Here is a 24,340-nt window from a genome sequence, read left to right as displayed (position 1 = left end):
GGCCAATGTTTTGGCAAATGTAACACTGATACTGGATACCAATAGTTGATTTTTAAACGCCGTGATCCAAAACCAACATTGCGCGCGATGGCCGAATTTCTGTGGCCACGCGGGGGTTGGACGCGTGCGTTTCACTATGTCAAACATCGGATGCGGCGGTTGCCAGATAGCCCGGAGCGTATTGCGCGGGGCATTTGGGCAGGTGTTTTCACAACTTTCACACCGTTCTACGGGATGCACTTTATTGTTGCGGCCTTTGTGGCGCGGGCCATGCAGGGGAACATTCTGGCAGCACTCATGGCCACGTTTTTCGGCAATCCGCTGACCTATGTGCCGATTGGTATTGCTTCGCTCAAAACCGGTCACTGGATCTTGGGTGCCAAGATGGATGAAGGGGTGAAACGATCGTTCACTGGCAAATTCGCCGATGCTGGCAGTGAATTATGGTACAACTTTGCGGCTATTTTCACCAAGGCGGAAATGGATTGGTCCGGCCTTATCGTGTTCGGCCGCGAGGTCTTTTATCCCTATTTGATCGGGGGCATTCTGCCGGGCATTCTGTGCGCGTCGGTCGCCTATTATCTGTCGGTGCCGTTGTTGCGGGCCTATCAAAAGCGCCGCAAGGGCATGATCAAAGCGAAATTCGAGGCGCTCAAACAAAAAGCTGCGGCAAAGGCAGACGCAAAGCGCAAAGCAAAATAACCTGAGCTTGACGCAACCGGTAAGGAATAAACATGGCAACGCAGAATAGACTGAGACTGGGTGTGAACATCGACCACGTGGCGACCGTGCGCAACGCGCGTGGCGGGGCCTATCCGGACCCATTGCGTGCCGCCAAGATTGCTGAAAAGGCTGGTGCGGACGGCATCACCGCACATTTGCGCGAAGACCGCAGGCATATTTCTGACGCGGATATTGACGGGCTGATGGAGGTTCTTTCAATCCCACTGAATTTTGAGATGGCTGCGACACCCGAAATGCAAAAAATCGCGCTGCGCCATAAACCCCACGCGGTTTGTATCGTGCCGGAAAAACGCGAAGAGCGCACCACCGAAGGCGGGCTTGAAGTTGCGCGTGAGGAAAATCAACTCGCTCATTTTATCGCACCGCTGCGTGATGCTGGATGCCGGGTTTCGATATTCATTGCGGCAGACAAGCGTCAGATCGAAGCGGCCAATCGTATCGGTGCCGAAGTCATCGAACTGCATACCGGTGCCTATTGCGATGCCTTCGCTGAAGGGCGTTGGCCGGACGCCCAGACCGAATTGAAAAAGCTGGAAGAGATGTCGACCTTTGCGCATGATCTTGGGCTTGAGGTGCATGCAGGTCACGGGCTGACCTATGACACGGTGTCGCCGATTGCTGCGTTTCCGGAGGTCAGGGAATTGAACATCGGGCATTTCCTGATTGGAGAGGCGATTTTTCTGGGGCTTGAACCTGCCATCACCGAAATGCGCCGTTTGATGGATGAGGCACGTGAGGTTGATTGAGATGAAGTTGTGGATAGTGGCCCTTATTATGGCCTGTGCGGCCCAGAACGCTCAGGCGCAGGATTGGGGTGATTTGGATGCGCTGTTGTTTCAGTACCTGACCAACTCCGGTACGGCGCAAGTTTCATTTTGGCTGCCCAATGCGCCGGATCCGGCCCAAGCGACCACAGCGATTGGCATTGTATATGAACACATCCCCGGTGCAGCCGGAAACACAGGGATCGCAATAGGGGTGTTCATCCGGCAGGCAAATGCCTGGGCCTTTGCCGGAGAGGTTGAAGGCATGTATGGTCAGCAACCACGTGACGCCGTGTTTTCGCAGGATTTTGTAGATGTGACGACAACGATGCCGGGGCCAAATGACCCCCGGTGTTGCCCCACTGTGCCGACACGGTGGCGCATTGATTTTAACGCTATGAAGGCCGGTCAGATAAATTGATAATGAGGGCCGTCACATGATCCTTGGTATCGGCACTGACCTTGCAAATATCGAGCGCATCCAAGGGACGCTGGACCGCTTTGGGGATCGGTTCCGCGATCGTGTGTTTACGCAGGTTGAGCAGGGCAAGGCAGAGCGGCGCAAGGATGTTGCGGGCACCTACGCCAAACGCTGGGCCGCGAAAGAGGCTTGTTCAAAGGCGCTGGGCACGGGGTTGCGCATGGGTATTTCATGGCGCGATATGGCCGTCAGCAATCTGCGCTCGGGCCAGCCGGTGATGGAGGTCACAGGCTGGGCCGCGACACGGCTTGCAAGCATGACGCCGCCCGGACATGAGGCCATCATCCATGTGACTTTGACCGATGATCACCCCTGGGCACAGGCCTTTGTTGTGATTGAGGCGCGTCCCAAAGTGCCGGTATGATATAGGCGGGTCGGGGCCTTGTGTGGGTGCCTGTGCTTGACAGTGCCGCCGCCCGCCCGCATGTAGCTGCAAAATTGGAACATCCCGACCCTGAACATTATGGAGTGCCGCATGGCCGCCAAGGAAAAGACCGGCAACGCCTTTGTCGAAACGATCAAGACAATTGTCTACGCGCTGCTGATTGCCGGTGTTTTCCGCAGTCTGTTCTTTCAACCGTTCTGGATTCCGTCTGGTTCGATGAAGGAAACGCTGCTGATCGGTGATTTTCTGTTCGTGAACAAGATGGCCTATGGCTATTCCTATGCGTCCTGTCCGAGCCTTATGATGCCGGGCATTGGCATCGAAGTGGATGCCAAGGATATCTGTGGCATGTTTGACGGTGACAACAGCCGCTTGTTTGGGGGTGAGCCGGAACGGGGCGATGTGGTTGTGTTCCGCCATCCGGTGTCTGGACGTGACTATATCAAGCGCTTGATTGGTCTGCCCGGTGACACCGTTCAGGTCAGGGCGGGTGTGGTGCAAATCAACGGTGAGCCCGTTCAGTTGCAGGATGCGGGGATGTTTGAGGAAATAATGGCCCCGCAAGGCCCTCAAGCGCTCCGCCCGCGCTGTGAAAATGGCCCGGTTGGGGCCGGTGGATTGTGCCAGAAATCCCGCCAGATCGAAACATTGCCAAATGGTGTTGAACATATCGTCCTGAACATTGCCGATCAGCAATCTGACAGGACAGGCATCTATTCGGTGCCTGAGGGACATTACTTTTTCATGGGCGACAACCGTGACAACTCTGCTGACAGCCGGTTGGCGCAGCAGGCCGGTGGCGTTGGGTTTGTGCCTTATGAAAACCTGATCGGTCGCGCGGATCGGATCATGTTCAGCTCGGCTGGGCGGTCGATGCTGTTTTTCTGGACGTGGCGCAGTGACCGGTTCTTTAAAGCGGTCAAATGAAGTTAAGTGGCGATCTGAAGGCCTTTGAGGGGCGCATCGGGCATCAGTTTGCCGCGCCTGAATTGCTTGGCCGCGCCGTCACCCACGCATCGATGTCGTCGGCCAATCGCGATGACAATCAGCGACTGGAATTTCTGGGTGACCGGGTGTTGGGTTTGGTGATGGCAGAGGCATTGCTGGCCCTTGATCCAAGCGCCACGGAAGGGCAATTGGCCCCGCGCTTCAATGCATTGGTGCGCAAGGAAACCTGCGCCGATGTCGCGCGCGAAATCGATTTGGGTCAAGTGCTCAAGCTGGGGCGGTCTGAGATGATTTCGGGGGGGCGGCGCAAACAGGCGCTGTTGGGGGATGCCATAGAGGCGGTGATTGCCGCCGTGTATCTTGATGGTGGTTTCGACGCGGCGCGCGATATGGTGCTGCGCCTTTGGGGCAAACGTGTTAAAAGCGTGAAAGAGGATGCCCGCGATGCCAAAACGGCCCTACAGGAATGGGCGCAGGCGCGTGGGTTGAACCCGCCAAAGTACGTTCAGATTGACCGAAGTGGCCCAGATCATGCGCCCGTTTTCACCATCGCGGCAATGCTCGACAACGGTGCTGAGGCAAAAGCGACTGCAAATTCAAAACGAAATGCAGAACAGGCCGCCGCGACCCTATTGCTGGCGCAGTTGGAGAATGACACATGACCACATCGCCTGTCGCCAAGACGAGGGCCGGATTTGTCGCCCTGATCGGAGAACCCAATGCGGGCAAATCCACCCTGTTGAACCGCATGGTCGGGGCCAAGGTCAGCATCGTCACACATAAAGTCCAAACCACACGTGCGCGCATTCGCGGTGTAGCGATGGAAGGTGATGCGCAGATTGTTTTTGTCGATACGCCGGGCCTTTTCCAGCCGCGCCGCCGTCTGGATCGTGCAATGGTGGCCGCCGCATGGGGCGGGGCAGCAGATGCCGATATCGTGGTGTTGCTGGTTGAGGCCCATCGCGGTGTGACCGAAGGCGTGAAGCGCATTCTTGAGGGGCTTGTTGACATTGGCAAAGGGCGCAAGGTCGCCCTGGCGATCAACAAGATCGACAAGGTTGAGGCACCGGTATTGTTGGGGCTGAGCAAAGACCTGAACGAACGCTTTTCCTTCGCTGAAACCTTTATGATTTCGGCAGAGCGTGGACATGGCGTGGAGGCGTTGCGCAACTGGCTGGCTGATGAATTGCCTGAGGGGCCGTGGCTCTACCCGGAGGATCAGATTGCCGACCTGCCGATGCGGATGATCGCCGCAGAGATGACGCGCGAAAAGCTGACGCTTCGGCTACATCAGGAATTGCCGTATCAGTTGACTGTCGAGACGGAAAACTGGGAAGAGCGCGATGATGGTACTGCGCGGATTGATCAGCTGATTTATGTCGTACGTGATGGCCATAAGGGTATCGTGTTGGGCAACAAGGGTGAGACAATCAAAGGCGTCAGCAAAGCGGCGCGCGAGGAATTGGAAGAGTTTCTGGGACGGCGGGTCCATCTGTTTTTGCAGGTCAAAGTAAGACCCAACTGGTTGGAGGATGCCGAGCGGTATTCCGAAATGGGGCTGGATTTTAAAGATGGCAACGGGTGACTTATTGGCAGTCGTCGCACCAAAGGTGTGTATTTTCAGAACAATGAACCGGGGGGTGCCATGCCCCGCCTGACCGCACGTTTTTGGGTTGATGCCTATCTGGCGCGGTTGCGATTCCAGGATATTCCGGCGTTTGTGGTGGCCCACGGCGATGATACCGGCGGCGCGGTCCTGATTAAGCTTAATACACTGGATGGGCAGGCCGTGGTATTCCAGCGGTCTTTTGATCTGATGACCGGGGATCGGCGTTGGATTGAACTGGCGAGTGGTGCCGAGGCCGATGTGGATGAAACCATCGCCCGTCAGCGCAGTTTTGATCCGGACCTTTGGGTGATCGAGGTTGAAGATCGTGCGGGGCGGCATTTGTTGGATGAGGATGGGCTCAGCTGATGGAGTGGCGCGATCAGGGGATATTGCTGAGCGCGCGCAAGCATGGCGAGACATCGTCGATCATCGAAATGTTTACGCCGACCCATGGGCGTCACGTTGGTGTGGTGCGCGGAGGGACCAGCCGCAAGATCGCACCAATTCTGCAACCGGGTGCACAGCTGGATGTGGTGTGGCGCGCAAGGTTGGAAGATCACATTGGCAGCTTTAGCGTAGAACCGGTGCGCAGTCGCGCGGCAGCAGCGATGGGGGATCGGTTGGCGCTGGCGGGCTTGAACACGGTTACGGCGCTGTTGTCGTTTTGCCTGCCGGAACGCGAGGCGCACGCGCCGCTTTATGACCGGACACAAACCTTGCTTGATCTGTTGGGGCAGCCCGATGTCTGGCCGCTGGCCTATTTGCAGTGGGAAATGGGGCTGCTGGAAGAGATGGGATATGCGCTTGATCTGAGCACCTGTGCGGTTACCGGTGCGACGGAGGGGTTGTGTTTTGTATCCCCCAAATCAGGGCGCGCTGTGTCTGCAAAGGGCGCAGGTGAGTGGGCGGACAGGATGTTGCCATTGCCCGACGTGTTGCGCGGCGAGGGTGAGGGGTCAGATGCTGAAATTGGGCAGGGCTTTGTGACCACCGGATATTTCCTCGAACGGCATTTGGCACATGACTTGGGCGGCAAGCCGCTGCCCGAAGCCCGCGCACGGTTTGTCGAGGCGTTCACCCGCCGGCGGTAAAGACCATGCTCAACCCGTCCGTGTTGGACAAGATCAGCGTGTTGCCCAGCACCTCTGACAATGTTGCCTGTTCAAGTGCCACAAAGAACGCGGTTTCGGATGGCAGGTCGGGACAGGCACGTTTTGTCGCGGCGATGGAGCCAACTTCAAACCAAGGGTAAGGGACGGTCATTGAAGCACTAAAGGTGTTGCACGGTGCCGCGCCTGCGATGCGACCTGGTTCGGGGAACGTCAGCGTGGCTGTTGCATCAAAGGGGTTGCCCGCAAGTTCGACCAAACGCCATTCTTTGTCAGCGGCACCATATGCGCGGACGCTTTCGTCGTTCCTGCAGGCGGGCAGGGCGAGCAAGAGAGCAAGCAAGAGGCGGACTGACATTATGATGCTCCGATCATTGCGACAGGGCCAGAACCGTATCGACCAGCGTGTCAAACGTGGCTGTTTGCACAGCCCGGTCATTTGGAGAAACCTGCGGCAAACCTACCAAAGCGGCCAGCAACGCGCGCGCAAAATCAGGATTTCCAAGGCCGAGCTGACGCAAAAGTGTCGTGAGATAGGCCAGTCGTTCAATGTCTACTTTGTGCAATGCATCTGCCAAATCCGCATTTGATAGCGCCCAGACCCGCAAGCGAGGCTCAACCGGGTCGCTCAACACCTCTGCGCCAAAGCTGCGCAGGCGTTGATCGGCTGGTCCGCCACCTGAAAGTTGGGCCGTCACCGTCCCCATTGCAGTACCGTGCCAACTGGTGATGAGTGCCGCATGAAAGGCGGGAACATCCTTGAAATGCCAGTAAAACGACCCTTTCGTGGTACCAAGCTGACGCGCCAATGGTTCCGCGGCGAGCGCATTTTCACCACCATGCTGCAAGGCATCAAATCCAGCGGTTAGCCAATCGTCTGAGGTCAGGCGGGTTGTGCTCATATTCAGGTGGATATGCTGTGAGCTGAGATGTGGCAAGGATTCGGACGGGCCATAATCGACCTGTCTGGTGTCGTACAAGGCCAAGACAGACTGCGGCATAAAGTGGTGCAGTGGCTTCATGATTGCACCACGTGCCCCTTTGCCGCTGACCCATTTGCCGATCCCAAAGGTAAGGGACTTCGCCATTCTGTCCGGGCTGGAAGCAGGTATTCGGGGCACATTGATGTCCGTTATGCCGTTGGTGGTTTACCGCGCTTATGGCGATGCCGCTACTGTGAGTCAGATTTACCTGGCGGTTGGCATTGTCTCGTTGATTTTTGGCTTGTTGGTTCCATGGCTTGCCGGCCGGTTGTCGCGCCGGTTGATGTATTCTGTGGGATCAGTGCTTTATGTTCTGGGAATTGCACTGGCGATGACGGGACTGCCCGCGCTCGTTCCCATCGCACTGGGGTGTTTGAGCGTTGCAACGGTGACTGTGGCCGTGTGTTTGAACGCCTATGTGCTTGATTATGTAGCCCGTACCAATCTGGGTAAATCCGAAACATTGCGATTGGTGTTTAGCGGACCAAGCTGGGCAGCCGGGCCGATCATCGGGGTCTGGCTGCTCAATTGGTGGACACCAGCGCCGTTTATTGTTGCGGGATGCTTTGCTGCTGCACAGATATTTGTGTTTTGGCGGCTTCGGCTGGGAAACGGCAAGCAGATCACCCGCGCCCGCACGCCGTCACCGTTGCCGATCGCATTTCTGGGGCGTTTTGTGGCGCAACCGCGTTTGATTGCGGGTTGGTTGTTTGCGGTGGTCCGTTCGTGTGGCTGGTGGGTCTATGTGGTCTATCTGCCAATTTACTGTGTGGAAAAGGGTTTGGGTGACACGGTCGGTGCCGCAGCGCTCTCGGCGTCGAACATGTTTCTTTTTGTGGCTCCGGCAATGTTGGTGTTGGTGCGTAAACTCGGGGTGCGCGCCTCTGTGAGTGGGGCGTTTCTGATCGGTGGTGCGTTGTTTGTCGCGGCATGGGTTACTTCTGATTTGCCATGGGTCGTTGTCGGCAGCCTTTTTGCCGCGTCATCAATGTTGATCATGTTGGACGTGTGCGGCGGGCTGCCATTCCTGATGGCCGTCAAACCATCCGAGCGCACCGAGATGTCAGCGGTTTACACCAGTTACCGGGATGTATCGGGGATCTTGACGCCTGCTGTCGCTGCCTTGGTGCTTATGGTGATGCCGCTCGCGGGGCTGTTTGCCGTTTGTGGTGGCGGGATGCTTGGCGCAGGGATGCTGGCCCGTGGGCTGCACCCCCGCTTGGGTGCGGTGCGCGTCCAAAGGACCTAACCAAGCAGGCGGCGCGAGATCACTTGCGCCTGAATTTCTGCGGCACCTTCAAAGATGTTAAGAATACGGGCGTCACACAAAACCCGGCTGATCTTGTATTCCAACGCAAAACCGTTGCCGCCATGAATTTGCAGGCCGTTGTCCGCTGCGGCCCAGGCAACCCGGGCACCCAGAAGTTTCGCCATGCCAGCCTCAAGGTCGCAGCGTCGACCGTGGTCTTTTTCCCATGCACTGAAATAGGTCAGTTGCCGGGCGATCATCAATTCAACCGCCATCATTGCCAATTTGCCCGAGACACGCGGGAAGTTGATCAACGCTTTGCCGAATTGCTTGCGGTCTTGCGCATATTGCATTGAGATATCGAGCGCGGATTGGCCAACGCCCACCGCACGTGCAGCGGTTTGGATGCGGGCCGATTCGAAGGTTTCCATCAATTGCTTGAACCCTTTGCCTTCTTCGCCGCCCAAAAGGTTTTCGCCCTTGACCTCAAATCCGTCAAAGGCCAGTTCGTATTCCTTCATGCCGCGGTATCCCAGCACTTCAATCTCGCCGCCTGTCATGCCGGGTGTGGGGAACGGGTTGGCGTCATCGCCTGGCGTTTTTTCGGCCAGAAACATGGACAGTCCCCGGTGATCGGTGGTGTCTGGATCGGTGCGCGCCAGCAGGGTCATCACATGCGTGCGTGCCGCATGGGTGATCCACGTCTTGTTGCCAGTCACCTTATAGTCGTCACCGTCTTTGATGGCGCGGGTACGCAGCGCGCCCAGATCGGACCCGGTGTTCGGCTCGGTAAAAACCGCTGTTGGCAGGATTTCACCACTGGCAAGACCTGGCAACCACTGGGATTTTTGTGCCTCTGTGCCGCCGCACAGAATCAGTTCGGCGGCTATCTCGGAGCGGGTGGCGAGCGAGCCGACGCCGATATAGCCCCGGCTTAGTTCTTCGCTGACCACAACCATGGATGCCTTGGACAGGCCCAGACCGCCGTGATCCTCGGGGATGGTCAGGCCAAAAACGCCCATTTCCGCCAGTTCATTGATCACCTCAATCGGAATCAATTCATCTTTGAGGTGCCATTCATGCGCATATGGCTCGACCTTTTCGACGGCGTAACGGCGGAATTGTTCGCGGATCATTTCCAATTCGTCGTCCAACCCGCTGGCACCCACCGTGAGATTGGCGGAATGTTCCTGCATCAATTCAACCAAGCGCGTCCGTGCCGATTGGGTGTTGCCACCTTGGGTCAGTGACATGATCGCAGGCTCCATCATGCCGCGCATGTCGTCCTGGGAAAGCCCCATGTCCTGCAGGCGGACGACCTCGCCCTGGTTCATCTGGATGCCGCCATAGATCTGCCAAAGATATTCACCAAAGGCGATCTGATGGAGGAGTTGTTCTGTTTCGCCAAAACGACCCTCCGCGCTCAGGCGCTCGGCCCATGCCTGCATCTGGCGCAGCGCCTGGGTATATGTGGCAAACCATGCCAAACCATGGGCGGCGGTTTGATGCGCTTCGATCAGGGGGGCAGAAACACGGCCATCCGCAGTGACCATTTCCCGGACGCGAGTGACGGCTTTTTGCAGGACAGCATCAAGCGGAGGCAGCACCGCCGCAGTCAATTTCAACAGATCATCCAGAATTATCGGCTTTTGCATCGTCATATCCTGACCGTCATGTGGCATGTGATCGTCCTTTTTGCTTGCAAAGCTGGATAGCTACTTTGCAGGTGCAGCACAACAAAGATACGTTTGGGTGCGGCGTTTTGTTCTAAAATTACGCGATGGAATTCGAATGCGCTGAATTTATCAGGTGTTATGTAGGGCCCATGGACGCTCTATTCCCCTTTTTGACAACCAGTCATCTGATTCTGGCGCTGTTGGTTGCCTTGATTTCAGGTTTAGTCAAAGGTGTGGTGGGTTTTGCAATGCCGCTGGTCCTGATCTCTGGCCTGACATTCTTTATTGCGCCGGAATATGCGCTTGCCGGGCTGATTCTTCCGACGCTGGTCAGCAACATGATGCAATCGTTGCGGCAAGGGCCAACGGCGGCGTGGCAATCGATCAAGTTGTTTCGGGTTTTCCTGATTGCGGGGGGAATCACACTCGTGATTGCGGCACAACTGGTGCGTGTTGTGCCGGATGACGTGCTAAAGTTGGTGATCGGCATTCCAGTGGTATTTTTTGCCGTGCTGCAACTGTCGGGATATCAATTCCATTTGGCAAAACGCACGACGATCGTTGAGGCATGTGCTGGCGGATTTGCGGGTGTAATGGGGGGGATGTCTGGGGTCTGGGGGCCGCCAACGGTCGCTTACCTGACGGCACTGAACACCCCAAAGTATGACCAGATGCGGATTCAGGGCGTTATTTACGGCTTGGGCTCCGCGGCCCTTGCGGGCGCGCATATCGGGTCCGGGGTATTGCGGGCAGAAACATGGCCCTTTTCCGCCGCCCTGATTCTGCCGGCTGCACTTGGCATGTGGATCGGCGGCAAAGTGATGGACAAGATTGATCAGCAACTTTTTAGGCGCGCAACATTGTTCGTACTTTTGGTCGCCGGGGCCAACCTTGTCAGGCGCGCCTTGTTCTAGCTGTTAAATATGGCGCGCGACGGTTTTGCCTGAAATATCTTCGATAAATGTCACGATTCGGGACTTTACAGCATCGTCCTTTATTGCCGCCAAGGCCGTAACAATCGCCATGCCAGGATCCTTTTTAGGGGGCGTATCGGCGCTGTCTTTCAGGTCTTCGAAGAAATACGACGGTGGTACATCCAAGATCTGAGAGAGTTCAAACAGTCGGCTTGCCGCAACGCGATTGGAGCCAATTTCGTATTTTTGAATCTGCTGGAATGACAGATTGAGCTTGCGGGCAACATCGGTTTGGGAAAGGCGGCGCAGAGTGCGTACTTGTTTTAGCTTGCGACCAACGTGAACATCGACTGGGTGGGACATATTACTGGAACCTCTGATTGAACTCCGACCACCTTGCAAAAAAAACGCGCTTTCAGGCAATTGAGTAACTTTCAGCCGATTTCAACTATAGATAGGCCTTTACGGGTTGACAAAACACACCTTGATGGGTGATACATGTTCCCATGCTGTATGATTTATTAACCATGAATCCGGGGTGTTGATCTCTTGGACGGTAACCTGCCATTGCCGAATGCGAATGTCCGGAGCAATCCGCTTTTGTTTGAGATGTTGCGGTCCTTCACCTGTTTGGCCGCGACATTAAATTTGAGCCATGCGGTACGGGAATTGCATAGCACCCGACAGACCGTACGGCGCCACGTTAACCAACTTGAAGAGATAAAGGGTGGCCCGCTTTTTGCGGTGGCTGACCGGCAATACGTGCTCACCGAATTGGGGAGTGCGGTATTGCCAGAAGCGCTTGATTTACTGGCCCGTGCTGAGGGATGGCTGACAGGACAATCCCGGTTGATCAATGGGATGCAATATCTGCGTCGCGAAGATCCTGACGGCTGGTTCTTTTTCCAGCAACAGCAACCAATCGGTAAGCTCTTTGAATCAACATCACCTATGTTGCCTGATGTAATGAAAGCCTGGGCCCTGGCGGGGGGGCATCTGGAACATGACGCGCTGAAGCAGGTGAGGCCAAACTGTACCGTTTTCCGACGCGCTGGCGAGGAATGGTTGTTTACAGAAGTTGGCGAGAAAAGTTCATTTGTTACATGGTTTGGCTGGACTGTGTCGCGATCCAGCATTGGCCGTCCGCTCGGCGAAATGCCGGGAGGTGGTAATTTTGGCGTGTTGTCCAACGTTGCCTACGCCGAAGTTGAGACGAATCAGTCTGTGCGGCTTGATCACATTTTTACGGTCCTTCCAATGGGCACAAAGGCTGAAATGTTGCCGATTTCTTTCGAGCGTCTGCTGCTTGGTGCCCGTTTTCCGGACGACAGTTTTGCTATGATATCTGCGGTTCGAAGAACCTATGATGTAGATATACAAGATGTCAGCGACGATATGCTGCGTCAAATGTCAGAGGATATGGTGATGTAAACCGCTCATAAAACGACCTACGCGCGAATATTGCGGCAGAATACATAAAATGCGTTATGATTAGCCTTGAATGCAACCGCAGGAGGGGTCGATGGCGCTATATGGTTTTGACGCGGAGGACAGATTTGAGGCCTCAAGTCGTGATGTTCTCGAAAAGCTTGGAATTCGTCTGACCATTGGTCATGATTTCGAGGAATATCTGGGGTATCTGGCTCAGGCGCGGCCCGATCACCGGATTGGTGACCCTTTCAATCCTGACACCCACGACATGAACCACAACAATTCCGCGTGGATTGTTGGACATGACAGCCAAGGCCGGATCATGCATACGCAGGCACTCCGGTTGCTGCCCACCGGAAACGATTCTGTCTCAGAGTTTTTTCGGCAGAATTTTCATGGGTTTGCCCCCTCCGAAATGGACATCGACTATGGTCGATCCCGATACAAGCCTGGGCCGGGTGCCAAAAGGATAAAAGGCCGCGTCGTGTATTCTGGAGAAACATGGGTAGGCGGCGAACCCGGTCAGTTCAGAGGCACCGGCATTTCCAGCATTCTGGGACGTTGCGCCATGCTGGCCGCGATAAAGGAATTTGGGGCTGAGTATGTCATCGGCTTTATGACGCGACCTGTGGCGTACAAAGGGTTTTGCCTGCGCATGGGTTTCATGCATGCCGAACCACTTGCGCTGCGTTGGTATCTTAAGAACCAACCGGATGCGATGGAAGCAGTCATGGTTTACATGAGCGACGAGGATATTCGGTTCTTGCTGGATTTGCCCAGCGCAGAATTGGAAACACTTGCCGCCTGACGGATGCAACAAGAGCCGCAGTTACCTGCGGCTCTTTTGACCCAGAAGTCACAATATATCATCCGATTGCGGCGTCTTTCACATCGCTGTCGATGTATGGCAGGTACTGCCCGAAATTCTCTGCAAACATGCCAACCAATTTGGCGGCCTGGCGATCGTACGCCTCGGGATTATCCCATGTGCGGCGTGGGTCCAGCAGGATGTCAGGCACACCAGCAACGGAAACAGGCACCTCAAAGCCAAAGTTCTTGTCTTTGCGATATTCAACATCCGCCAACGCACCTTCGAGGGCTGCCGTGAGCAAGGCGCGGGTGGCTTTGATCGGCATACGACTGCCGGTGCCATAAGCGCCCCCTGTCCAGCCAGTATTGACCAACCAGCATGTAGCGCCATGTTGGGCAATCTTTTCGCGCAGCAGGTTGCCGTAGACTTCTGGGCGGCGCGGCATGAACGGCGCGCCAAAGCAGGTTGAAAACGTCGGTTCCGGTTCGGTTACGCCCCGTTCCGTTCCCGCCACCTTTGAGGTGAACCCGGACAGAAAGTGGTACATCGCCTGCGCTGGCGTCAGCCGCGCGATTGGGGGCAGGACACCAAAGGCATCACAGGTCAGCATGATGATATTCTTGGGGTGGCCACCCACCGCCTTTGTCGATGCGTTAGAGATATAGTGCAACGGATAGGCGCAGCGCATATTGGCCGTCAGGCTGTCATCCTGGAAATCCAGTTGCCTGGTCTCTTCGTCATAGACCATGTTTTCGATGATGGTGCCGAATTTCTCTGTTGTCGCATAGATCTCCGGCTCTGCTTCTCGGCTAAGGTTGATCGTTTTGGCATAACAGCCGCCCTCAAAGTTAAAGGTGCCGTTGTCAGACCAGCCATGTTCATCGTCCCCGATCAGCGTGCGACCCGGATCGGCGGACAACGTTGTCTTGCCGGTTCCAGAAAGCCCAAAGAAAACAGCGGTGTCGACAGGGTTTCCGGTCGCGTGGTTGGCAGAGCAATGCATCGGCATGATGCCTTTTTCAGGCAGCAAATAGTTCAACAAAGTGAAAACAGACTTCTTGTTTTCGCCGGCGTATTCGGTGCCGCCAATCAAGATCATCTTGCGGTCAAAATTCATCGCGATGACGGTCTCTGACCGGCAATCATGTTTGGCAGGGTCTGCTTTGAAACTGGGACAGTTAATCACTGTGAAGTCGGCGATGAATTCATCCAATGCCTCGCGATCCGGGCGCCGCAGCATTGTGCGAATGAACAATCCATGCCACGCCAGTTCGGTGATCATGCGTACGTTAATTGCGTATTTGGGGTCAGCCCCGCCAACCAAATCCTGCACAAAATAATCGCCGCCCTGCATGTGTTCGAGCATATCAGCATAAAGTGCATCAAATCCCGCGGGTGACATTTCAGCGTTGTTTTCCCACCAAATTGTCTCGGTCACGCTGTCCGTTTTGACGACATGTTTGTCCTTTGGCGACCGCCCCGTAAATTTGCCAGTCGTTACCAGAAACGCGCCGCCATTGCCCAACGTGCCCTCACCGCGCTTTAGCGCAGTTTCAATGAGCGCAGGTGCCATCAGATTGTAATAGACATTGCCCAACCCGTTGATCTGTTGATCTTCAAGGCGAAACTGCGGGTTTACCCGGCCAGATGTCATATTTTGTCTCCTGTACTGCGCAGTTTTAGGCGCAAGTCTTGCTTGAACGGGCTGGTTTACCCTTGGCCAACCTGGCCCTAAAGCGGGTCTTAGCACGAGGGTTTGAGCTATGAACAGCCAGCTTTAATGCAGTTAGCGCCACCATAGCGATCTTTGGCCTCTCTGGTGTCTCATAGTCTGCTGTTGCATAAATTCTTGGCTTCACCGGTGGTGAGAAAGTGCGGCAATTTAGCCATTAATAACCAAATTGTGGCGAAAATAGGGAGGTAGCTGCGGCTGATTCGCACTTAAAGATTGATTCGGCGACCAATTATGGTGATCAATGACGAAAAATAAAAATCGGTAATTGAGCAGAAAAAAGGAAACAGGCAATGTCGAAAATTGCATTGGTGGACGACGACAGGAACATCCTGACGTCCGTCGCGATGACTCTCGAAGCCGAAGGTTTCGAAGTGGAAACCTATAATGATGGTCAAGCAGCGCTGGACGCGTTTAACAAACAGCTGCCCGATATGGCGGTTCTGGACATCAAGATGCCACGCATGGACGGCATGGATTTGTTGCAACGGCTGCGCCAAAAGACCGCCATGCCAGTGATCTTTTTGACGTCAAAAGATGATGAGATTGACGAAGTTCTGGGCCTGCGTATGGGGGCGGATGATTACGTCAAAAAGCCATTTAGCCAGCGCTTGCTGGTTGAACGCATTCGCGCTTTGTTGCGTCGGCAAGATGCGGTTGAAACCAATGAAGTCGGGGACACCGAGGAAACCAAAGTGATGGACCGCGGTGAGTTGCGGATGGACCCCTTGCGTCATTCTGTTTCATGGAAGGGCAATGATGTTTCCCTGACCGTCACGGAATTTTTGCTGCTTCAGGCTCTGGCCCAGCGTCCCGGCTTTGTCAAATCACGCGATCAGTTGATGGACGTGGCCTATGACGATCAAGTTTATGTGGATGACCGCACCATCGACAGCCACATCAAGCGTCTGCGCAAGAAGATGCGCACAGCGGATGATGAATTCTCAGCGATTGAGACACTTTACGGTATCGGCTACAGATATAACGAAGAGTAAGTAGCGCCGATGGCGATTGTGGAAAGGAACTTTGTGCGGGATCTGGCCCAAACCACGCGGGACGGCGATGTTGTGCTGGGCGACGATTGGGTCGCGCCGCATGCGGCCGTGCCTGATGAGATGCGGGTGCATCGTGAACGGCGCGGTCTGTTTTCGCTGCGGGCCTCGCCGCTGACGCGAAAGATCATCACGTTCAACCTTATCGCTCTGAACGTGCTGGTTGCCGGCATTCTGTATCTCAATTCGTCAAGAGACTCGCTTGCGGTTCAACGGGGGGCTTCGCTGGTTTCAGAAGCTGAATTGATTGCGGATGTGCTTGAGGCGCAACTGCCTGACGGTGCACCCGTAAATCTAGCCACCAAGGACGGTATTGATGTCGAAGCGACACTCAATGGTCTCGACCTGCGCAGTGGGATCGAGATCTTTGTTTTTGACGCCGCTGAAACGTTGGTTGCGGTATCTGAGGGGCGTTTGGCATTGGAAAAAACGCCTGGTGTACCTGATACAGGAAACCCGACCGTTCTGACCGATGGACTGAGCTGGGTTTGGAATTTGGTTTCCAGCCCTTTCAGCGGAGCAGAGGATGCACCCGTTGGTGAACCTATGGAAACGCAGCTTAAAACCTTGGTCGCAGGTAGCCTGAAAAACGGTACACAGATAGAGTACAAGCTGGACACGGCCGGCAACACTTTGTTCACAGTGATGACCCCCATCATGCAGGGCGGTCAGGCTGTGGGTGTGGTCGCTATTGCCTCTGCCGCGGGAGAGATCGATAAATTTGTGCGCAGTGAACGGGAACGCGTTTTGCAGATGTTCGTCATCGCGACACTGGTCTCGATTGGCCTTAGTCTTGTTTTGGCATCAACCATCGCGAATCCACTTGCGGATCTTTCTGCGGCGGCGGAATTGGGCCGTGACAAGGATGCCCGCAAAATGAATCCCGGACGCATTCGAATTCCTGATCTGACGGCCCGCCCGGATGAGATTGGTCGATTGTCGGGCGCATTGCGCGGTATGGTTTCAGCGCTTTACAACCGCATCGACGGGAACGAACAATTCGCAGCGGACGTGGCCCACGAAATCAAGAATCCCCTCGCCTCACTGCGGTCTGCTGTCGGCACGCTGCGGATGATCAAGCGTGAAGATCAACGTAACAAACTGCTTGATGTCATTGACCACGATGTGCGGCGGCTGGACCGTTTGGTCAGCGATATTTCGAATGCCTCACGCCTTGATTCAGAATTGGTCAAGGAAGAAGAAGAACCATTTGATTTGCTGCATATGCTTGGCAACCTTGGCCAGTACCTGGGTGAAGATGCCAAGGGCAAAGGCATTGATTTCATTACCGATCTGCCCTCCTCGCCGATCATCGTGCATGGGCTGGAGGCGCGGTTGGCTCAGGTATTCGTAAACCTGATCACCAACGCTATCTCGTTTTGTGAAGATGGCGATGCAATTCGTGTGTGGGCGCGCAAACGTGAAAACCGTGTTTTGATCGTTGTTGAGGACACAGGCCCCGGCATTCCGGAACAGGCGTTGTCAAAGATATTCAAGCGTTTCTATTCCCAGCGCCCGGACGAGCATTTTGGCAATAACTCCGGCCTTGGCCTTGCGATTTCAAAGCAAATCGTCGAAGCGCATGGTGGTGTAATCTGGGCCGAAAACATTCGCCCTACAGACGCTGACATCACGTCCGAGCCATTGGGTGCACGGTTTGTCGTCGGCCTGCCTACCTAAGCGCGTGAGCAAACGCCGCAGTATGCGATGAAGCAGCGCACTGAAATCGTGCACGCGACGACCGTTTCAATCACTGGCAAGGGCGTGCTGATTGTGGGGCCGTCGGGCAGCGGGAAATCTTCGCTGGCTTTGCAATTGATCGGGATGGGCGCGGGGTTGGTCGCAGATGATCGCACGCAGATCGACCTTGATGGTGCCGGGGCACTGACCGCGACCGCGCCTGACGCAATCCGCGGGTTGATCGAGGCGCGGGGCATTGGATTGCTCCGTGCGGAGTATGTCGGTTCAACGGCTCTGCAACTGGTCGTTGACCTTTCACAGCGGGAAGAACAGCGGCTGCCTGATGCCCATTGTTATTCAGTTCTTGGTATACCACTGCGCTGCCTTTACGCCGCACCCAGCCCGCATTTTGCAGCAGGGATTTGGCTTTATGTGCAGGGCACCCTAGATATGCCTCTATGAAAGAGCCCGAAACACCTCAAGACCCAAAAATGGATCCAGAGCGTCGTCGCTTTGTGCTTGTGACAGGGCCGTCCGGTGCGGGGCGGTCTTCGGCGCTGAATGTGCTTGAAGATGCAGGGTTTGAGGCAATTGACAATCTGCCCCTGCGGCTATTGCCCGCGTTGCTGGATGGGCCTGCGCAGGAGCGCTCTGTGGCGTTGGGCATTGATGCGCGCAACCGCGACTTTTCTACAAATGGTGTGCTGGACCTTTTGGGGCAGCTATCGGCCCGTGAGGGGCTGATGGTTGAACTGCTCTATATGGATTGTTCGACCGACGTGTTGTTGCGGCGGTTCTCTGAAACGCGGCGCCGTCATCCTCTGGCCCCTGCGGATCGACCCGCAGAGGGTATTCGCCGCGAACAGGACATGTTGTTGCCCATTCGTGCCCGCGCCGACGTTCTGATTGATACAACCAACCTGAACGTGCACGAGCTGCGTGCTGAGGTCGAGCATTGGTTTGCCCCGACCGGCAAGCATCATTTGACCATCTCGGTACAGTCGTTTTCCTACAAACGTGGCCTGCCGCGCAGTGTTGACATGGTCTATGATTGCCGGTTCTTGCGGAACCCTTATTGGGACAGCAGCCTGCGTGGGCTCAATGGAACTGACCCGCAAGTGGCAACCTATGTCAGCCAAGATCCCCGGTACGACGCTTTTGCCAGCAAGGTGCTTGAGCTTGGTGCGCTTTTGTTGCCGGCCTTTCGCGATGAGGGAAAGTCACATGTTTCAATCGCGTTTGGGTGTACCGGCGGACAACATCGTTCCGTCACATTGGCAGAACAGCACGCATTGAGCCTTGCAGAGCAGGGCTGGCAGGTGTCAATAAGACACCGCGAGCTGGACCGCCAGCACCCGGTAAAGGCAGTGACGTGATCGGAATTGTGATAGTTGCACATGGTGGATTGGCACAGGAATATCTGTCGGCCATTGAACATGTTGTGGGGTCCCAGATTGGGGTTCGGGCGATCTCTATTGAGGCAGACCATGACCGCGCCGCAAAGGAACGCGAAATATGTGTCGCCGCGGACGAGGTCGATCAGGGATCAGGCGTTGTGGTGGTGACAGACCTATTTGGCGGGTCACCTTCCAACCTTAGCTTGCTCGCCTGCCGCCCCGAAAACCGGCGAATTATTTATGGTGCAAACTTGCCAATGCTGATCAAGCTTGCCAAATCCCGGCAAATGGATGTTCCGGACGCGGTTCGCGCGGCACTTGAAGCAGGCAAGAAATACATCGACAGCCAAAATGTCAGCGCAGGTTAAAAGGCCCAAAACGAATGACTGATATCTCTCTCAAGATCGTGAATGAAAAAGGGTTGCATGCGCGCGCTTCGGCCAAATTGGTTGAAGTGGTCGAAGCATTTGACGCCCGCGCTGAGGTCAGCAAAGATGGCATGTCCGCGTCCGGTGACAGTATCATGGGGCTTTTGATGTTGGCAGCCGCGCGGGGGAGCACTATTGACGTCCAAACGTCTGGCCCGGACGAGGCTGCATTGGCAGAAGCATTGACAGCACTTGTCGCGGACAAATTCGGCGAAGGCTTCTAGGAAACTGAAAACGGTCTGAAAGAGGTGATCCCGCTTGGTTGATGAGACAAATGATACGAAGGCGGACGCAGGTGTGGCACCTGATGATGGGACTGTGTCCTTCAATAAGTACGACCGCCGCAGTCTGTCTTATGCCTCCACTTTTCAGGATCCGATCAAATCGCGGATTATCAGCGCGATGGAGCTTTGCACCGGCAAACTGACAATCCTGCGCATGATCCGCAAATTTGAAAAACGCGGCGCGCCGTCGGGCCAGCATTTTTGGCGTGCTGCCCTTGATACCATGGGGATTGACCTGACCACGCCGCAATACCAACTGGACCGTATTCCGAAAACGGGGCCCGTTGTGGTGGTCGCAAATCATCCGCATGGCATGGTTGACGGGATGATTTTTGCAGATCTAATTGGACGCGTCCGACCTGATTACCGGATTCTGACGCGTTCCTTGCTGACGTCAATTGATGAGGTGGCAGGCAGTTATATGATTCCAGTGCCATTTCCTCATGATCCTGATGCCCAGCGCAAAGGCGTGGAAATGCGAGCCAATGCAATGGCTTATCTCAAAGAAGGTGGGGTCGTTGCTCTGTTTCCCTCGGGCGTCGTTGCAACCTCAGAGACTTGGTTTGGTCCTGCTGTTGAAGCGGAATGGAATGTGTTTACCGCCAAAATGATCCGCCGATCGGGGGCAAGCGTGGTGCCGATGAAATTTCCCGGTCAGAACAGCAGGGCCTATCAGATCGCAAATAAACTTAGCCCCATGCTGCGCCAGGGTTTGCTGTTGCATGAGATTGTTCACAGTTGCAACAAACCTCAGGCACCGATTGTGGGGCACCCCATTGCGCAGGAAGACATCGACAAACATGCCGATGATCCACGCGGGTTCATGGCCTGGTTGCGGACGCAAACCTTGGCATTAAAGGACTAATTTCGACCTCGAACCTTTCCCGAGGTCTTGGAAAATTGATGCAACGGCGCGCCCGAAAAAATCAGCGTGTTGGTACCGGAACATCGCCCCGATAATCGTAAAATCCGCGCTGGGTCTTCCGGCCCAGCCATCCCGCCTCGACATATTTGGTCAAAAGTGGGCAAGGGCGATATTTTGTATCCGCAAGCCCGTCGTGCAGAACGTTCATTATGGCCAGGCAGGTGTCCAACCCGATAAAATCTGCCAACTCAAGCGGTCCCATCGGATGGTTCGCGCCCAATTTCATAGAATCGTCGATAGATTTCACATTCCCGACCCCTTCATACAGGGTGTAAACCGCTTCGTTTATCATCGGCATCAGGATGCGGTTGACGATAAAGGCAGGAAAATCTTCTGCGGAGGCGGCCGTTTTGTTCAGCCGGTCAACAACTTGTTTGCAGGCGTTAAAGGTTTGCTCATCCGTGGCGATACCGCGGATCAGCTCCACCAGCTGCATCACCGGCACGGGGTTCATAAAGTGGAATCCCATGAACTTTTCTGGCCGGTCGGTGCGGCTGGCCAATCTGGTGATTGAGATTGAAGACGTGTTTGAGGTCAGAATTGTCTCAGGCTTCAAATGGGGCAACAGGTCTTCGAAAATGGCCTGCTTGACCGTTTCACGTTCAGTGGCGGATTCGATGATCAGATCACATTGACCCAATTCAGAAAGCGTTTGGGTGGTGGTGATCCGGGCAAGCGCTGTGTCACGCTCTGATGCGGTGATTTTTTCGCGGCTGACCTGACGATCCATGTTGCCGGTCATGATCTCAATGGCCTTGGTCAAGGCGTCGGCACTGACGTCAGACAACATGACATCATATCCAGCCAAAGACATCACGTGGGCGATGCCATTGCCCATTTGACCTGCTCCGACGACCCCGACTGACTGGATATTCATGGCTGCGCCCTTTGCTGCTACCTGGGCACAATAAGGTGCGTGGGGGTTCAGCCGCAAGGGCGTGGATTGGCTAAAAGATGCATCAAAATCGCTCATTAAGGGAATCGCAGGACCCGGTGCTGCATCTTGGTGGTGGGTGAGTTAAAAAGGTGGGCGAGATGACCTATGACGCGTTGGGGCCGGGGGCCCTTGATTATTTGCCGTGCAGATACGGCAATTCGAAATTACTGTTCCGGGGGCCAAGGCGTGATTTGGACACGCCGTATCTGGCGTTCATTGGGGGCACTGAAACCTACGGGAAATTTATAGAACAGCCTTTTCCTGCTCAGGTGGAGAAAGCCATCGGCACGACCTGTGCCAATTTCGGTTTTCCAAATGCAGGGATTGACGCATTTGCGCATGATCCATTCGTCGTAAATGCGGCGGTCAAGGCCAAGATCACGGTGATCCAGGTGCTTGGCGCGCAGAACATGACCAACAGGTTCTACGCGGTCCATCCGCGGCGTAATGATCGGTTTGTTTCTGCATCGCAGCTGCTGAGCACGATCTACCGCGAGGTGGATTTTGCGGATTTCCACTTTAACAAACACATGCTCAGGCGGCTAATGCTGGTGTCGCCGGACAGGTTCGCAACAGTGCGCGCAGAACTGCAGCAGGCTTGGCTGGCGCGGATGCGGCTGATGCTGGGGCAGATCAAAGGCAAGACGATCTTGTTGTGGCTTTCTGATCATGCACCGCAGTCCGGCGATGAAAATGATGATCAAACTTTGGGCACCGATCCGCTTTTTGTCACGCGAGAGATGATGGATGAAATAGGGCCATATGCCACCAAAGTGGTCGAGGTTGTTGCCTCGCAAGAGGCAATTTCAGCAGGCACAACTGGCATGGTGTTCAGCCAGATGGAGGCAATTTCCGCTGAGCAAATGATGGGGCCGGGTGCCCATGCAGAGGCGGCTGAAATGTTGATTGAGGCGATCAATTCATTGGCATGAAAGCAAAAGGCCCGCCATGCGAGGCGGGCCTTATGTCACGTTTCCAGGGCGTGTCTTCTTATCAAGAACTACAGTTTTTCGATAAGCTCGGGCACGGCTGTAAACAGGTCCGCAACCAGACCAAAATCGGCAACCTGAAAAATTGGCGCTTCTTCGTCTTTGTTGATGGCGACGATGATCTTGCTGTCTTTCATACCGGCCAGGTGCTGGATCGCACCTGAAATACCGACCGCGACATAAAGATCAGGGGCGACAACCTTGCCCGTTTGACCAACCTGCCAGTCGTTCGGGGCGTAGCCGGAATCAACCGCGGCACGGGATGCGCCAACAGCAGCACCCAGTTTGTCAGCCAGTTTTTCGATCAGGGCGAAATCATCTTCAGACCCGACACCGCGACCACCGGACACAACCACGCCCGCCGAGGTAAGCTCAGGACGGTCAGATGCTGCGACCTTGTCTTCCACCCATTCGGACAGACCGGGGTTTGCGACGGCACTTATGGTTTCAATAGAAGCAGATCCGCCATCCCCTGCTGCATCGAATGTCGATGTGCGGAAGGTAATGACCTTTTTTGCGTCTTTTGATTTGACGGTTTGCACGGCGTTACCGGCATAGATCGGACGCTCGAATGTGTCGGCATCCACAACACCTGAGGCGTCAGAGATGATTTGCACGTCAAGCAACGCCGCGACGCGGGGCATCACGTTTTTTGCGTCTGTCGTGGCCGGGGCGACGATGTGATCGTAATCACCCGCCAGCGATACAATTAATGCGGCTGTTGATTCCGCCAGACGGTGACCCAAGGATGAGTCTTCTGCGACCAGCACCTTCGACACGCCATCAATCTTGGCGGCGGCTTCGCCAGCTGCAGCGGCAGAACCACCACAGCACAGTGCAGTCACGTCACCCAATTGCTTGGCGGCGGTCACAGCCTTGGCTGTGGCATCCATTGCCAATTCGCCGTCAGTAACTTCTGCAAGGAGTAGAACAGCCATTACACAGCCCCCGCTTCTTTGAGTTTCGCGACCAGTTCGTCAACCGATGCCACTTTGATGCCAGCAGCACGCGCTTCTGGTTCGACCGTCTTAACAATCTCAAGACGGTTAGACGCATCAACGCCGTAATCCTCAGGCGTTTTTTCATCCAGCGGCTTTTTCTTTGCCTTCATGATGTTGGGCAGGGACGCATAGCGTGGCTCATTCAGGCGCAGATCAACGGTGACAACGGTTGGCATCGTCACTTTGATGGTCTGCAGGCCGCCGTCCACCTCACGTGTGACCACGGCGTGATCACCGTCAATGGCAACCTCAGAAGCAAAACTTGCCTGCGACCAGCCCAGCAACGCAGACAGCATTTGCCCTGTCGCGTTCATGTCATTGTCGATGGCTTGTTTGCCCGTCAGGACCAGACCCGGTTTTTCTTCGTCTACAATTGCCTTGAGGATTTTGGCAACTGCCAGCGGCTCAATGTCATTGTGCACATCATCTGTTGCCACAACAAGAATGGCCCGGTCCGCACCCATGGCCAACGCCGTACGCAGCGTTTCCTGGCTTTGCTTGACGCCAATGGAAACTACGACGATCTCGTCGGCTTGACCTGCCTCTTTCAGGCGGATCGCCTGTTCGACAGAAATCTCGTCAAAGGGGTTCATCGACATTTTCACATTGGCAAGATCAACACCCGATCCGTCCGCTTTTACGCGTACTTTCACATTGTAATCGATCACGCGTTTGACAGGTACCAATACCTTCATGGGCGTTTTTCTCCTCAACTCTTGGTGCCGGATGTCCGGCATTCCGAAACTCTCGTTGGGTGATATAACGTTCAGGTGCGGTGAAACAGAGGAAAATCGTCATTATTGCGCGACAT

The 24,340-nt window shown here is 55.1% G+C and carries 29 protein-coding genes; 21 read left to right on the top strand and 8 right to left on the bottom strand.

Annotation, left to right across the window (positions count from 1 at the left end; all coding sequences use genetic code 11):
* Window positions 1–45 precede the first annotated feature (45 nt).
* The 9 genes from C1J02_RS18555 to recO all read left to right on the top strand — a co-directional run bounded on the left by C1J02_RS18555 (window position 46) and on the right by recO (window position 6,022).
* Window positions 46–702, top strand: a complete 657-nt coding sequence (locus tag C1J02_RS18555) for a DUF2062 domain-containing protein (protein ID WP_114879888.1) — start codon at window positions 46–48, stop codon at window positions 700–702.
* 32 nt (window positions 703–734) lie between these two features.
* Window positions 735–1,490: a pyridoxine 5'-phosphate synthase gene (locus tag C1J02_RS18550; protein ID WP_114879887.1), complete on the top strand. Its 756-nt coding sequence runs from the start codon at window positions 735–737 to the stop codon at window positions 1,488–1,490.
* A 1-nt stretch (window position 1,491) separates the two neighbouring features.
* Window positions 1,492–1,929 (top strand): hypothetical protein, encoded by a 438-nt coding sequence (locus tag C1J02_RS18545; protein WP_114879886.1) that lies wholly within the window; start codon window positions 1,492–1,494, stop codon window positions 1,927–1,929.
* Between the two features lie 16 nt (window positions 1,930–1,945).
* On the top strand, window positions 1,946–2,353 hold the full coding sequence (gene acpS / locus C1J02_RS18540; protein WP_114879885.1) for a holo-ACP synthase: 408 nt from the start codon (window positions 1,946–1,948) through the stop codon (window positions 2,351–2,353).
* Between the two features lie 111 nt (window positions 2,354–2,464).
* Window positions 2,465–3,301: a signal peptidase I gene (gene lepB, locus C1J02_RS18535; RefSeq protein WP_114879884.1), complete on the top strand. Its 837-nt coding sequence runs from the start codon at window positions 2,465–2,467 to the stop codon at window positions 3,299–3,301.
* On the top strand, window positions 3,298–3,984 hold the full coding sequence (gene rnc / locus C1J02_RS18530) for a ribonuclease III (RefSeq protein ID WP_114879883.1): 687 nt from the start codon (window positions 3,298–3,300) through the stop codon (window positions 3,982–3,984). The genes lepB and rnc overlap by 4 nt, the downstream gene beginning before the upstream one ends.
* Window positions 3,981–4,907 carry a GTPase Era gene (era, locus tag C1J02_RS18525; RefSeq protein ID WP_114879882.1) on the top strand — a complete coding sequence of 309 codons (927 nt, stop codon included), beginning with the start codon at window positions 3,981–3,983 and terminating at the stop codon, window positions 4,905–4,907. Before rnc ends, era begins: the two co-directional genes overlap by 4 nt.
* A 60-nt stretch (window positions 4,908–4,967) precedes the next feature.
* Window positions 4,968–5,297 (top strand): DUF1491 family protein, encoded by a 330-nt coding sequence (locus tag C1J02_RS18520; protein ID WP_114880711.1) that lies wholly within the window; start codon window positions 4,968–4,970, stop codon window positions 5,295–5,297.
* Entirely contained in the window at window positions 5,297–6,022 is a 726-nt protein-coding gene (gene recO / locus C1J02_RS18515; protein ID WP_114879881.1) for a DNA repair protein RecO, read from the top strand. Before C1J02_RS18520 ends, recO begins: the two co-directional genes overlap by 1 nt.
* Here recO and C1J02_RS18510 read toward each other — a convergent pair.
* A complete protein-coding gene (locus C1J02_RS18510; RefSeq protein ID WP_114879880.1) occupies window positions 6,006–6,398 on the bottom strand; it encodes an META domain-containing protein in 393 nt (130 codons plus the stop codon). The genes recO and C1J02_RS18510 overlap by 17 nt on opposite strands.
* A 13-nt stretch (window positions 6,399–6,411) precedes the next feature.
* Window positions 6,412–7,062: a TetR/AcrR family transcriptional regulator gene (locus C1J02_RS18505; protein ID WP_162798375.1), complete on the bottom strand. Its 651-nt coding sequence runs from the start codon at window positions 7,060–7,062 to the stop codon at window positions 6,412–6,414.
* On the opposite strand from C1J02_RS18505, the gene C1J02_RS18500 reads away from it, so the two are divergent.
* On the top strand, window positions 7,061–8,272 hold the full coding sequence (locus C1J02_RS18500) for an MFS transporter (protein WP_114879878.1): 1,212 nt from the start codon (window positions 7,061–7,063) through the stop codon (window positions 8,270–8,272). The two genes, C1J02_RS18505 and C1J02_RS18500, sit on opposite strands and share 2 nt — an antisense overlap.
* Here the strand turns inward: C1J02_RS18500 and C1J02_RS18495 are convergent.
* A complete protein-coding gene (locus C1J02_RS18495) occupies window positions 8,269–9,954 on the bottom strand; it encodes an acyl-CoA dehydrogenase family protein (RefSeq protein WP_114879877.1) in 1,686 nt (561 codons plus the stop codon). The two genes, C1J02_RS18500 and C1J02_RS18495, sit on opposite strands and share 4 nt — an antisense overlap.
* 143 nt (window positions 9,955–10,097) lie before the next feature.
* Here C1J02_RS18495 and C1J02_RS18490 point away from each other — a divergent pair, with 143 nt between their 5' ends.
* Window positions 10,098–10,862, top strand: coding sequence for a sulfite exporter TauE/SafE family protein (locus C1J02_RS18490; RefSeq protein ID WP_114880710.1), 765 nt, complete (start codon window positions 10,098–10,100; stop codon window positions 10,860–10,862).
* 3 nt (window positions 10,863–10,865) lie between these two features.
* Here C1J02_RS18490 and C1J02_RS18485 read toward each other — a convergent pair whose 3' ends face one another.
* Window positions 10,866–11,225, bottom strand: coding sequence for a helix-turn-helix domain-containing protein (locus tag C1J02_RS18485; protein WP_114879876.1), 360 nt, complete (start codon window positions 11,223–11,225; stop codon window positions 10,866–10,868).
* 186 nt (window positions 11,226–11,411) lie between these two features.
* On the opposite strand from C1J02_RS18485, the gene C1J02_RS18480 reads away from it, so the two are divergent.
* On the top strand, window positions 11,412–12,293 hold the full coding sequence (locus C1J02_RS18480) for a LysR family transcriptional regulator (protein ID WP_254693158.1): 882 nt from the start codon (window positions 11,412–11,414) through the stop codon (window positions 12,291–12,293).
* A 91-nt stretch (window positions 12,294–12,384) separates the two neighbouring features.
* Window positions 12,385–13,101 (top strand): hypothetical protein, encoded by a 717-nt coding sequence (locus tag C1J02_RS18475; RefSeq protein WP_114880708.1) that lies wholly within the window; start codon window positions 12,385–12,387, stop codon window positions 13,099–13,101.
* Window positions 13,102–13,159: 58 nt separating this feature from the next.
* Here C1J02_RS18475 and C1J02_RS18470 read toward each other — a convergent pair whose 3' ends face one another.
* On the bottom strand, window positions 13,160–14,758 hold the full coding sequence (locus C1J02_RS18470; RefSeq protein ID WP_114879875.1) for a phosphoenolpyruvate carboxykinase: 1,599 nt from the start codon (window positions 14,756–14,758) through the stop codon (window positions 13,160–13,162).
* Window positions 14,759–15,129: 371 nt separating this feature from the next.
* On the opposite strand from C1J02_RS18470, the gene C1J02_RS18465 reads away from it, so the two are divergent.
* The 7 genes from C1J02_RS18465 (at window position 15,130) to C1J02_RS18435 (ending at window position 20,542) form a co-directional block, all read left to right on the top strand.
* Window positions 15,130–15,831: a response regulator transcription factor gene (locus C1J02_RS18465; RefSeq protein ID WP_114879874.1), complete on the top strand. Its 702-nt coding sequence runs from the start codon at window positions 15,130–15,132 to the stop codon at window positions 15,829–15,831.
* 9 nt (window positions 15,832–15,840) lie between these two features.
* On the top strand, window positions 15,841–17,568 hold the full coding sequence (locus C1J02_RS18460) for a sensor histidine kinase (RefSeq protein ID WP_205389827.1): 1,728 nt from the start codon (window positions 15,841–15,843) through the stop codon (window positions 17,566–17,568).
* Between the two features lie 27 nt (window positions 17,569–17,595).
* Window positions 17,596–18,030: an HPr kinase/phosphorylase gene (locus tag C1J02_RS18455; RefSeq protein WP_114879873.1), complete on the top strand. Its 435-nt coding sequence runs from the start codon at window positions 17,596–17,598 to the stop codon at window positions 18,028–18,030.
* Window positions 18,027–18,944 carry an RNase adapter RapZ gene (rapZ, locus tag C1J02_RS18450; RefSeq protein ID WP_114879872.1) on the top strand — a complete coding sequence of 306 codons (918 nt, stop codon included), beginning with the start codon at window positions 18,027–18,029 and terminating at the stop codon, window positions 18,942–18,944. The genes C1J02_RS18455 and rapZ overlap by 4 nt, the downstream gene beginning before the upstream one ends.
* Window positions 18,941–19,333, top strand: coding sequence for a PTS sugar transporter subunit IIA (locus tag C1J02_RS18445; protein ID WP_114879871.1), 393 nt, complete (start codon window positions 18,941–18,943; stop codon window positions 19,331–19,333). The genes rapZ and C1J02_RS18445 overlap by 4 nt, the downstream gene beginning before the upstream one ends.
* A gap of 14 nt (window positions 19,334–19,347) precedes the next feature.
* Window positions 19,348–19,617: an HPr family phosphocarrier protein gene (locus C1J02_RS18440; RefSeq protein WP_114879870.1), complete on the top strand. Its 270-nt coding sequence runs from the start codon at window positions 19,348–19,350 to the stop codon at window positions 19,615–19,617.
* A gap of 73 nt (window positions 19,618–19,690) precedes the next feature.
* On the top strand, window positions 19,691–20,542 hold the full coding sequence (locus tag C1J02_RS18435) for a lysophospholipid acyltransferase family protein (protein ID WP_254693293.1): 852 nt from the start codon (window positions 19,691–19,693) through the stop codon (window positions 20,540–20,542).
* Between the two features lie 61 nt (window positions 20,543–20,603).
* Here the strand turns inward: C1J02_RS18435 and C1J02_RS18430 are convergent, their stop codons facing one another.
* The gene (locus C1J02_RS18430) at window positions 20,604–21,479 is read right to left on the bottom strand and encodes a 3-hydroxybutyryl-CoA dehydrogenase (protein WP_114880706.1); all 876 of its coding nucleotides are present in this window, start codon (window positions 21,477–21,479) and stop codon (window positions 20,604–20,606) included.
* Between the two features lie 158 nt (window positions 21,480–21,637).
* Here C1J02_RS18430 and C1J02_RS18425 point away from each other — a divergent pair, with 158 nt between their 5' ends.
* Window positions 21,638–22,471, top strand: a complete 834-nt coding sequence (locus C1J02_RS18425; protein WP_114879868.1) for a DUF6473 family protein — start codon at window positions 21,638–21,640, stop codon at window positions 22,469–22,471.
* A gap of 68 nt (window positions 22,472–22,539) precedes the next feature.
* Here C1J02_RS18425 and C1J02_RS18420 read toward each other — a convergent pair whose 3' ends face one another.
* Window positions 22,540–23,466: an electron transfer flavoprotein subunit alpha/FixB family protein gene (locus tag C1J02_RS18420; protein WP_114879867.1), complete on the bottom strand. Its 927-nt coding sequence runs from the start codon at window positions 23,464–23,466 to the stop codon at window positions 22,540–22,542.
* Window positions 23,466–24,224 (bottom strand): electron transfer flavoprotein subunit beta/FixA family protein, encoded by a 759-nt coding sequence (locus C1J02_RS18415; protein WP_114879866.1) that lies wholly within the window; start codon window positions 24,222–24,224, stop codon window positions 23,466–23,468. Before C1J02_RS18415 ends, C1J02_RS18420 begins: the two co-directional genes overlap by 1 nt.
* Between the last annotated feature and the right edge of the window lie 116 nt (window positions 24,225–24,340).

It is taken from the genome of Sulfitobacter sp. SK011, assembly GCF_003352065.1.
Classification (GTDB): domain Bacteria; phylum Pseudomonadota; class Alphaproteobacteria; order Rhodobacterales; family Rhodobacteraceae; genus Sulfitobacter.
The sequence above is the reverse complement of the archived record's forward strand: the minus strand, read 5'-3'. Positions and strand labels throughout refer to the sequence as shown.

Coding starts and splice junctions, on each gene's coding strand:
- C1J02_RS18550 (WP_114879887.1), top strand. CDS start 735: ATGGCAACGCAGAATAGACTGAGACTGGGTGTGAACATCGACCACGTG.
- C1J02_RS18545 (WP_114879886.1), top strand. CDS start 1,492: ATGAAGTTGTGGATAGTGGCCCTTATTATGGCCTGTGCGGCCCAGAAC.
- acpS (WP_114879885.1), top strand. CDS start 1,946: ATGATCCTTGGTATCGGCACTGACCTTGCAAATATCGAGCGCATCCAA.
- lepB (WP_114879884.1), top strand. CDS start 2,465: ATGGCCGCCAAGGAAAAGACCGGCAACGCCTTTGTCGAAACGATCAAG.
- rnc (WP_114879883.1), top strand. CDS start 3,298: ATGAAGTTAAGTGGCGATCTGAAGGCCTTTGAGGGGCGCATCGGGCAT.
- era (WP_114879882.1), top strand. CDS start 3,981: ATGACCACATCGCCTGTCGCCAAGACGAGGGCCGGATTTGTCGCCCTG.
- C1J02_RS18520 (WP_114880711.1), top strand. CDS start 4,968: ATGCCCCGCCTGACCGCACGTTTTTGGGTTGATGCCTATCTGGCGCGG.
- recO (WP_114879881.1), top strand. CDS start 5,297: ATGGAGTGGCGCGATCAGGGGATATTGCTGAGCGCGCGCAAGCATGGC.
- C1J02_RS18510 (WP_114879880.1), bottom strand. CDS start 6,398: ATGTCAGTCCGCCTCTTGCTTGCTCTCTTGCTCGCCCTGCCCGCCTGC.
- C1J02_RS18500 (WP_114879878.1), top strand. CDS start 7,061: ATGATTGCACCACGTGCCCCTTTGCCGCTGACCCATTTGCCGATCCCA.
- C1J02_RS18505 (WP_162798375.1), bottom strand. CDS start 7,062: ATGAAGCCACTGCACCACTTTATGCCGCAGTCTGTCTTGGCCTTGTAC.
- C1J02_RS18495 (WP_114879877.1), bottom strand. CDS start 9,954: ATGCCACATGACGGTCAGGATATGACGATGCAAAAGCCGATAATTCTG.
- C1J02_RS18490 (WP_114880710.1), top strand. CDS start 10,098: ATGGACGCTCTATTCCCCTTTTTGACAACCAGTCATCTGATTCTGGCG.
- C1J02_RS18485 (WP_114879876.1), bottom strand. CDS start 11,225: ATGTCCCACCCAGTCGATGTTCACGTTGGTCGCAAGCTAAAACAAGTA.
- C1J02_RS18475 (WP_114880708.1), top strand. CDS start 12,385: ATGGCGCTATATGGTTTTGACGCGGAGGACAGATTTGAGGCCTCAAGT.
- C1J02_RS18470 (WP_114879875.1), bottom strand. CDS start 14,758: ATGACATCTGGCCGGGTAAACCCGCAGTTTCGCCTTGAAGATCAACAG.
- C1J02_RS18465 (WP_114879874.1), top strand. CDS start 15,130: ATGTCGAAAATTGCATTGGTGGACGACGACAGGAACATCCTGACGTCC.
- C1J02_RS18460 (WP_205389827.1), top strand. CDS start 15,841: ATGGCGATTGTGGAAAGGAACTTTGTGCGGGATCTGGCCCAAACCACG.
- C1J02_RS18455 (WP_114879873.1), top strand. CDS start 17,596: ATGAAGCAGCGCACTGAAATCGTGCACGCGACGACCGTTTCAATCACT.
- rapZ (WP_114879872.1), top strand. CDS start 18,027: ATGAAAGAGCCCGAAACACCTCAAGACCCAAAAATGGATCCAGAGCGT.
- C1J02_RS18440 (WP_114879870.1), top strand. CDS start 19,348: ATGACTGATATCTCTCTCAAGATCGTGAATGAAAAAGGGTTGCATGCG.
- C1J02_RS18430 (WP_114880706.1), bottom strand. CDS start 21,479: ATGAATATCCAGTCAGTCGGGGTCGTCGGAGCAGGTCAAATGGGCAAT.
- C1J02_RS18425 (WP_114879868.1), top strand. CDS start 21,638: ATGACCTATGACGCGTTGGGGCCGGGGGCCCTTGATTATTTGCCGTGC.
- C1J02_RS18420 (WP_114879867.1), bottom strand. CDS start 23,466: ATGGCTGTTCTACTCCTTGCAGAAGTTACTGACGGCGAATTGGCAATG.
- C1J02_RS18415 (WP_114879866.1), bottom strand. CDS start 24,224: ATGAAGGTATTGGTACCTGTCAAACGCGTGATCGATTACAATGTGAAA.